Below are 2100 nucleotides of genomic sequence, written 5' to 3' on the forward strand. Positions count from 1 at the left end.
CACGTGGAGCGGTTCGCCGAGACGGACTCGCCCTACCGGCGATCGGTTCAAGGGCGGAGTGCATGGTTCCGAGACCAAGGCAGCTTTCCGTGAACCTGACGGTAGGGCGAGCCTGTCCCCAGCGAGCTGGTCCGGACGTGTTCCAAGCACGTGGAGCGGTTCGCCGGGGTGGACTCGCCCTACCTGGTTCACGCGGCGAGAGCGCACGAAGAGGCGCTTCCTACTTAGCGCAGGTCAGGGGCGGCCTTTGCGAGTTGGCTTTGGAGTCCGCTCGGACTAGGATTCTCATCACCATGAGACCTCCGATTTCATTCCACGGCTCTGGCTGCCTCTTCGCTGTTGTCTTTTGTCTGATTGGGTGTTCCCACCTCCGCGCCCAACCTGACAAACCGGTGTTGCACGGTCGCCACTGGGTGGCCATTACCGGGAAACCGCTCGGAGCGGTCGCCGGCGCCAAAATGTTCGAGCGCGGCGGCAACGCCATCGATGCCGCTTGCGCCATGCTCGCCGTCGTCAGCACGATGTATGACGACGTAAGCTGGGGCGGCGAAACGCAGGCCTTGATTTACGATCCAAGGACGAAGAAAGTCGTCGGCATCAGCGCGCTAGGCGTCGCGCCCACGGGCGCCACACCGGAATTCTTCAAGGAAAAGAAGCTCAAGTATCCGCCCAGCCAAGGGCCGCTCGCCGCGGTCACGCCCGGAAATCCGGGCGGCTTGATGGTCATGCTGGCCGAGTTCGGAACGCTGTCGCTCAAGGAGGTCTTGGAACCGGCTCTGCAAATGGCCGACGGCTATCCGATCGAGGCGGAGTTGGTCCGGAAGATCGAGAATAACAAAGAAGAACACTGCCGACATCCGGCCCGGTGATCCTTATCCATTCGAAGGGAAGACGAACCCGTTCTTGCACCTGCTGAAAGACTGGTCCCACACCCGCACGAACCAATCGCCGAGGCGGTCAACGGCCCAGCTTCAAGAATCCGCAATGGGCGAAGACTTCGACGCTGCCTTCCGCGCCGGCACGACTTCTATTCAAGCGGCGGATGAAAAGGGTTGGGCCGTCTCCATCACGCCCAGCGGCGGATGGCTTCCCGCCTGCATCGCCGGCCACACTGGCGTTGGCATGAGCCAGCGGATGCAAAGTTTCGTGCTGGATGAAGCGGAGAACCCGTTCAACGTCGTCGCGCCGGGCAAGCGCCCGCGCGTCACACTCACGCCGAGTATCGCCTTGAAGAAGGGGAAACCTTTCCTGTGTTTCTCGGTCCAGGGCGGCGACACCCAAGATCAGAATCTCCTCCAATTCTTCTTGAACGTGGTCGAGTTCGGGATGGACGTGCAAGAGGCTTGTGAGGCGGCGAACATCACCAGCTATCAAATGCGCAGTTCGTTTGGCAGCCACGAGGCGCAGCCGGGGCGAATGACCTTGAACGAGCATGTGCCGCCCTGGGTGCGGCGAGAACTCCAGAGGATGGGCTATCAGCTCGTGTTTTCGCGGAAAACCTCCGGCCCGATCACGGCCATCTATTTCGATCAGGAACACGGCACGTTCTGGGGCGGTGCCAGCGATGACGGCGAGGATTACGGGATTGCCTGGTGAGGCGAATCAGCATCGTGCCCCAGACGAGTGCAGACGAGCTCGTTTGTTGCAGTCAGCTCCGTGCGGGAGTAGTCTCACGGCGACATGAGCCCTGAAATCGTTAGAAAGCGGCTTGAAGCGAGTCCATTTCGCCCATTCGAGTTGTGGTTGAACAGCGGCCAGGTTGTGCGTGTGCCTCATCCGGATTTTGCCTTCATGCCTCCCAAGCCGAATGAGTGGGACGTGGTCGTTTACGATGAAGACCGTGCGTTTGCCATTATCAATCTCTGCCAGGTGGCCGCGATAAAGGAACGGCGACAGTCCAGACGCTCCGGCTCCGGCAATGGCAAAGGCCGGGCCGCTTAACCCGATCGCGGAGTTTGGCAGGAACCAGGCCGATTTTGCCTTAGCCGTAACTATTCAGTAGTGCATCACTTTTAGGGCACACGCCACCTCCGTGCCGTCAACCGACTGACCGGTCCAGACACACACAGCGCGCCGAACTTTCGCGGCCGCGACAGGTTC

1 protein-coding gene and 1 pseudogene are annotated in these 2100 nt (G+C 60.8%); both read left to right on the plus strand.

Translation table 11 applies throughout. From position 1 onward, the window contains the following. Positions 1-293 precede the first annotated feature (293 nt). Positions 294-1596 (plus strand): annotated as a pseudogene (locus FJ398_27415) (hypothetical protein). An 84-nt stretch (positions 1597-1680) separates the two neighbouring features. Further along, on the plus strand, positions 1681-1941 hold the full coding sequence (locus FJ398_27420; protein MBM3841606.1) for a hypothetical protein: 261 nt from the start codon (positions 1681-1683) through the stop codon (positions 1939-1941). Positions 1942-2100: the final 159 nt, after the last annotated feature.

The sequence above is a fragment of the Verrucomicrobiota bacterium genome (assembly GCA_016871535.1).
In the GTDB taxonomy this organism is placed as follows: domain Bacteria; phylum Verrucomicrobiota; class Verrucomicrobiia; order Limisphaerales; family SIBE01; genus VHCZ01.

Excerpts from the sequence above, each read along its gene's own strand:
- FJ398_27420 (MBM3841606.1), top strand. The coding sequence starts at position 1,681 with ATGAGCCCTGAAATCGTTAGAAAGCGGCTTGAAGCGAGTCCATTTCGC.